Annotated in this window: 10 protein-coding genes and 1 pseudogene; 3 read left to right on the top strand and 8 right to left on the bottom strand. The window is 41.1% G+C overall.

Annotated elements, in window-relative coordinates; all coding sequences use genetic code 11:
* The 3 genes from V7L97_RS06825 to V7L97_RS06815 form a co-directional block, all read left to right on the top strand.
* The coding region (locus V7L97_RS06825) for a cation diffusion facilitator family transporter (protein WP_333654465.1) at positions 1-511 on the top strand (511 nt) is incomplete at its 5' end.
* Between the two features lie 101 nt (positions 512-612).
* Positions 613-912, top strand: a complete 300-nt coding sequence (locus V7L97_RS06820; RefSeq protein WP_333654462.1) for a three-helix bundle dimerization domain-containing protein — start codon at positions 613-615, stop codon at positions 910-912.
* Complete coding sequence (locus tag V7L97_RS06815) at positions 909-1,445, top strand: hypothetical protein (RefSeq protein ID WP_333654460.1); 537 nt, start codon at positions 909-911, stop codon at positions 1,443-1,445. Before V7L97_RS06820 ends, V7L97_RS06815 begins: the two co-directional genes overlap by 4 nt.
* A 90-nt stretch (positions 1,446-1,535) precedes the next feature.
* On the opposite strand, the gene V7L97_RS06810 is transcribed toward V7L97_RS06815, so the two are convergent.
* The 8 genes and pseudogenes from V7L97_RS06810 to V7L97_RS06775 form a co-directional block, all read right to left on the bottom strand.
* A complete protein-coding gene (locus V7L97_RS06810; RefSeq protein ID WP_333654459.1) occupies positions 1,536-1,907 on the bottom strand; it encodes an HMA2 domain-containing protein in 372 nt (123 codons plus the stop codon).
* Between the two features lie 2 nt (positions 1,908-1,909).
* Positions 1,910-2,206, bottom strand: coding sequence for an IS1/IS1595 family N-terminal zinc-binding domain-containing protein (locus V7L97_RS06805; RefSeq protein WP_333654458.1), 297 nt, complete (start codon positions 2,204-2,206; stop codon positions 1,910-1,912).
* A 63-nt stretch (positions 2,207-2,269) separates the two neighbouring features.
* Complete coding sequence (locus V7L97_RS06800; protein WP_333654457.1) at positions 2,270-2,530, bottom strand: hypothetical protein; 261 nt, start codon at positions 2,528-2,530, stop codon at positions 2,270-2,272.
* A 266-nt stretch (positions 2,531-2,796) separates the two neighbouring features.
* Positions 2,797-3,174 carry a PhoH family protein gene (locus V7L97_RS12985; protein ID WP_442891777.1) on the bottom strand — a complete coding sequence of 126 codons (378 nt, stop codon included), beginning with the start codon at positions 3,172-3,174 and terminating at the stop codon, positions 2,797-2,799.
* A pseudogene (locus V7L97_RS12980) lies at positions 3,095-3,952 on the bottom strand (PIN domain-containing protein); the annotation flags it as partial. The pseudogene V7L97_RS12980 and the gene V7L97_RS12985, both read right to left, overlap by 80 nt.
* 364 nt (positions 3,953-4,316) lie before the next feature.
* Positions 4,317-4,484, bottom strand: a complete 168-nt coding sequence (locus tag V7L97_RS06785; RefSeq protein WP_333654456.1) for a hypothetical protein — start codon at positions 4,482-4,484, stop codon at positions 4,317-4,319.
* A gap of 41 nt (positions 4,485-4,525) precedes the next feature.
* Positions 4,526-4,768 (bottom strand): hypothetical protein, encoded by a 243-nt coding sequence (locus tag V7L97_RS06780; protein ID WP_333654455.1) that lies wholly within the window; start codon positions 4,766-4,768, stop codon positions 4,526-4,528.
* Between the two features lie 52 nt (positions 4,769-4,820).
* A partial coding sequence (locus tag V7L97_RS06775; protein ID WP_333654453.1) for a response regulator occupies positions 4,821-5,256 on the bottom strand: 436 nt, incomplete at its 5' end.

Raw genomic sequence — 5,256 nt, 5'->3', positions numbered from 1 at the left:
TTTTTATATAGCTATGATAGGACTTTTTGTGAACGGATTCGGGTTATTCAAACTTTACGAACACTCCGCGGATATAAACATTAAAGGGGCTTTTTTGCTTATTTTAAATGACGCCTTAGGCTCCGTGGGCGTTATTGCATCTTCATTGATAATCAAATTCACCGGTCTTTATGTGGTGGATGCAATCACGAGTATATTTATAGGACTCCTTGTGGCATATCCCACATATATTTTATTGAAGCACAGTATAGGAATATTGATGGAAGGCGCCCCGGCCGGGATTGACATCGAAACAGTCAGAAAATTCATATACGAAAGCTTTGACTATATAAAGAAGGTCAAAGATCTGCATGTCTGGGTGTTGACTCCGGAAAAAATAATAATGGCTGCAAGGATAAGAACCGACGGTATGGTTTACAACAGAGGGAAGATAAAGGCGTTGAAGGAGTGCCTGGAGAAGAAATTCGGATTCTATGATGTCTATGTAGAGATTTATGAAGAGGAGAAATAAATAATTACGAAAGGGGAACTTGGTATGAAGATTACTACAAATGGCTTGGCAGGCATAGCAACGGAGAAAAACTCAACAGCAGGGTTTAAGACAGCATAGTGATGCCTGATACATCTGCAGGACATATCAAGAGCAAGATAGGTGTATCCGAGACAGGGGATGCCCTTTTATGCAATGATGAAACAGAAAAGAGGCTGCACTCAAATGCCATTGAGATGCTGACAAGGGACCTGGATATTTCGGCTGATGAAATTAGGCGGCTCTATAATATAGTACTTGAAAGACTTAAGAGAGATGCAACGGTCAAGGACTTTCTGCCCATACTTGTCAGCAGGAGGGTTAAGTATCTGCTGAATCTGAGGAGAAACGGCAAAGAGAATCGAACTCGGGAGAGTAAATGATTAATCTGAAGGAGTTTTTAAAGACCTTTAAAGGCATGGATTTCAAGGAAGAAGAACTAAAGGTCTTTTACCGCTCGATTAAAAAATCGATCATTCTTCAATACTTTGGTAAAAGGTCCCTGCCGGAGCTGTTCAAGCTGGAAGATAAGTGCCAATGGCCTGTACTGCAAAGAATTGACAATCCAGAGCTTCCTATCTACAAGGAAGCCGACAGGACGCTCTTAAACCGCTTTATAAAAAGTATAAAAGAAGAAAAGGCATTAAGAGAGGAGAAGGACAAGACGGATAAGTACAAATACTGGAGCGGATTGCGATCCATTATAGAAGAGAGATTCGAACTCTTTAAGGACATATTTGATTTTTGCGAAAAGGACATTAAAGGATGTGAGACAGTTGCGGAAAGGTATAGAAGGATGAGAGAGCGGAAGATCGAAAACAGGAAGAAGTTGTGGAAATTCGGGATAGGCGCCGGTGCAACTGCACTGGCAGGCGCAGCAGCCATATGGTATCTTTCAAAGAAAGAGAAAAAATAATAGTAACAAAGAAGAAAAAGCAGAGATGAGATAGCAAAAAGAAAGCCCATTTTCATGGGCTTTAAATGGGGGAGTTGTGAGAATACAGGCTTATATTAAAATCGCCAGAAATGACAGCGGCGTTCCTTTCAGTGCCATTCCTGCAAAGGTGCTGAAGATGGATTTGCCGATTAAAGCGCCTGCCTTTGATGCAGCCCTGTGTAAATACTCATCATTGTTTACAGCCTTTGATACATCGAAGTAACCCTTTCTCTGCAGGATGTCCACAATATCCATGTGTTTAACCGACTTCGAATTATAATTTACAAGGAGGCTGCCGGTTGTGAGGTTTATATCGACAGTAGCAATGCCATGGAGCATACTGAGGCTCTTTTTTAATTCGTCTGCTACGTTCTTATTGTTTTTGATAACAGGACTCTTAATCCTCAACCTTCCAGGGACATTGTGCATGTAATAGCTCATAATTAATCCTCCTCCTTTATTCTGAATTTTCTAAATGTCCTGCACACAGGATAACCGGAACACCTGAACCTTATTACCTCACCATCGATTTTATAGAGATGCATGGGATTTCCGCATTCAGGACAGATTGGCTTGCCCTGTATTTCCTGTTTTTTTGCGCCTTGACTGAACTGTCTGCCGCACATGAGGCACTGGAATCTTTGTTTTCCAGCCCTTGTCTTTCCATATTTATAAATGGCTTCTGAATTACATATAGGACAGCTTACTGCGATTTCGGTTGGTATTTGTAATGTTGTCATGCTCAATTATATAAAGGCAATGATTACACTATTATTAAGGCATTGTTAAATATTTGTTACATTTCATAGGCTGCCAAAAGCATGAGGACGGCTGTCGGATGATGGAATCTCCACAGGAAGCCTGCTAATGGCCATTCTTCTTAATTTATCGAAATAGATATAACATGCCTCAAAGCGTCTTTTTTTGTTAATGCACAGTTTTATGTCGACATCTTCTATGTGTTTTATAAGATTGTTTTCAGTAATGCATAATGCTGCATCGCACCTTGCGCCTTCACTGCTTCCTTTTAAATGCGGACATCTAAATACAATTGCCCTGAACATGATCCCTCCTGTTTTTCTTTAGATTAACAGTTTTCCTATTACAGGATTATTACAACTGTGTAAAAGTTGTGTTAAAGTTGAAAATAAAAAGCTATCCCGAGTATTTCAGGATAGCTTTTGGCAGGATGGCTATTCTTTCATATAGCGTGAAACATTAATGGATGCTGAAAAGCTCTGGAGCAATCTCGCACCCTGTTCGGCCAGCCTTGACCTTACGCTGCTTTTCAGATTCAGATAGCAGAAATTCTCTTCGTTTATAAAACGGCTTATGAGATAGGAAGCCCGTTGCTCATGGCATCGAGGTAGGGCGTGTCTATCTGGTTTAAATCCCCTGTGAACACTATTTTTGTGCCTTCCCCACATCTGGTAATAATGGTCTTTATATCGAGCGGCCTTAGATTTTGCGCCTCGTCTATTATGAAATATCTTTTCGGAAGGCTCCTGCCCCTGATGTATGTGAGCGCCTCTATATTTAAAATACCGGAATCGATCAGATACTGGTAATTTTTTATATTTGGATATAGCGGTATTGTCCTTGAACTGTCCTGCAGGTGTATTGACGATGACTTTGAGATTATCGAAGATCGGCTGCATCCATGGCGCGAGCTTGTCGTCGATATCTCCCGGTAAATAACCAAGGTCATTGCCCATGGGAACAACAGGCCTTGCCACAAGCACCTGCTCATATAATGGAGACTTTTTTGTTGTTTGATGTATTCCTGCAGCGAGGGCAAGCACTGTCTTGCCTGTTCCTGCGGAACCTGTCAATGCCACTATTTCAATGTTGGGATTAGTTAGTGCATCTATAGCGCACTCCTGCTCTATGTTCTTGGGAATGATATTTTCGAGAGATTTGCCCCTTTTTACTTTTGACTGCTTGTCTTCGCCCTGCAGTCTGTAAATGTCTTCTCCAGTTTGATTGTATCTCACAGACAAGATGCCGTTATGGTAGTCATTGCTATTAAGGACATTTCCGTATCTTTGGAATATGGCTGTTTTGTCGTTTTTATAGTCTTCTGCATAAAGGCCTACAGACTCCGCTTTTATTCTTACCGCAGTGTCCTTGGAAACCAGAATGACCGGTCTGTACTTGTCTTTATTTGTATTTTCCATGATATGCAGGGCTGTCTTGATGATTGCATTGTCAGGGGAAAGGATGTCGCTGAAGTGAGGGATGTATTCTATGGTTACGGTTCCTCCTGTTTCCAGCGGTATTCCGGCGGCAATATTGCCTTTTTCCCTGAGTCCGTCTATTTTTTAATGCATGCCTTGCCGAGTAGGCTATCTCGCCGTGTCCTTTTTTAATCTGTCGAGTTCCTCTATAACGATCATGGGAATGATGACATCGTTTTCTTCGAATTTAAATATACTCTCGGGATCATGGATCAAGACATTGGTGTCAAGGACAAATGTTTTTCTCAAATTGCACCTCCTGCAAACAAAAGGGGGATTTTATCCCCCTTTTGAAATCCCCCTCCGGAACGAAGGAAGTAAAAATATTTTTTATTTGAGCGATATGATTCAAAGAAAAACGATTGTTTATTAAAAAAAGACGAAATGACCTTTATCGGAGATAAAGGCCGGATAGATTGTTGACAGTCTTTAGAGCATCTTTTCAAGTTTGTTATTGTTGCGCCTCCCTATGTTGTCTCATCTTAATTGTATGCATCTTTTAATAGATTAGCAACTGCTTTGTTACAGAATTATTAAATCAGCGTAAATTCATGATAAAAAGAAGGCCCCGGAATCGGCTCCAGGGCCTTTGAGTTGGGGGAGTGTTGCGAAGTCAGGCTGCGGTTGCGAACTCTTTTTCAGGGTCGAGGAAAAACTGAGAGATATAAACCTTGCATTCTTCCCAATCATTGCTGAGACAATAGTCCTCACTTGTACACTTTATTTCATCTGGCTCGATACCCGAGATTTCACAAACTCCTTTTCTAAATTCGGGACACATCGGCATCACCTCCTCTGGGCATAAGGGGGACTTTGTCCCCCTTATGAAAATCCCCCTAATTTTTCATAGGTGTTTTTTCTAATTAAATTTTTAACCAGGAATATCGGGCAGTCATCGTAATCCTCGTTTGCGCAGTATTTCATCTTCATCCTGTCGTCGATCTCTAATGACGAACATGAGGCATTGCATATATCTGCCTCGGTATTGCAGTACGGACACATGGTTTTATCTTCTTGTATTAATGCCATTTCTTGCGTTAACGCTATTGCCATCTTAGAATTCACTGCTGCCTCCTGTTTTTTATTTAAAGCTTAACAAAAGGATGTTACATGATTATTAAGCCAAGGTTAAATTTGTCTGAAATAGATTGTTTTGACTCCGGCACAGGTAAGCAGCAATCTTCCTCCGCAGGTTGAAGACATCTCCTTTGCATATATATCCTCTGACTCCATGCTCGAATGCGGCTTTCCTCAGGCTATCCTCATCAGTGGATGAATAAAAAACAATTGGCACATCTTTGATCTTGCTGTTTGAGCGGAGTATCACGGAGAGATCATCCCCTGGAAGGGCAGGCATATTAATATCGAGCAGGACGAGGTCAGGCTGAATTCTTTTTATAATATTTGTAGAGCCAAACCAGTTGTGGTGCGTAATCACTTCATACCCTGCATCCTCCAATAACTCCTTCGCAGTAATAAGATGCCCTTCATCATCGTCAATGACAAGAATTTTCTTTTTAATCTTCTCCATAAATTCCTCCTTAAGCCCCTTT

The organism is Dissulfurispira sp., assembly GCF_036745535.1.
Classification (GTDB): Bacteria; Nitrospirota; Thermodesulfovibrionia; order Thermodesulfovibrionales; family Dissulfurispiraceae; genus Dissulfurispira.
This window is presented reverse-complemented; position numbering and strand designations above follow the sequence as displayed.

Excerpts from the sequence above, each read along its gene's own strand:
- V7L97_RS06820 (WP_333654462.1), top strand. The coding sequence starts at position 613 with ATGCCTGATACATCTGCAGGACATATCAAGAGCAAGATAGGTGTATCC.
- V7L97_RS06815 (WP_333654460.1), top strand. The coding sequence starts at position 909 with ATGATTAATCTGAAGGAGTTTTTAAAGACCTTTAAAGGCATGGATTTC.
- V7L97_RS06810 (WP_333654459.1), bottom strand. The coding sequence starts at position 1,907 with ATGAGCTATTACATGCACAATGTCCCTGGAAGGTTGAGGATTAAGAGT.
- V7L97_RS06805 (WP_333654458.1), bottom strand. The coding sequence starts at position 2,206 with ATGACAACATTACAAATACCAACCGAAATCGCAGTAAGCTGTCCTATA.
- V7L97_RS06800 (WP_333654457.1), bottom strand. The coding sequence starts at position 2,530 with ATGTTCAGGGCAATTGTATTTAGATGTCCGCATTTAAAAGGAAGCAGT.
- V7L97_RS12985 (WP_442891777.1), bottom strand. The coding sequence starts at position 3,174 with ATGACCTTGGTTATTTACCGGGAGATATCGACGACAAGCTCGCGCCAT.
- V7L97_RS06785 (WP_333654456.1), bottom strand. The coding sequence starts at position 4,484 with ATGTGTCCCGAATTTAGAAAAGGAGTTTGTGAAATCTCGGGTATCGAG.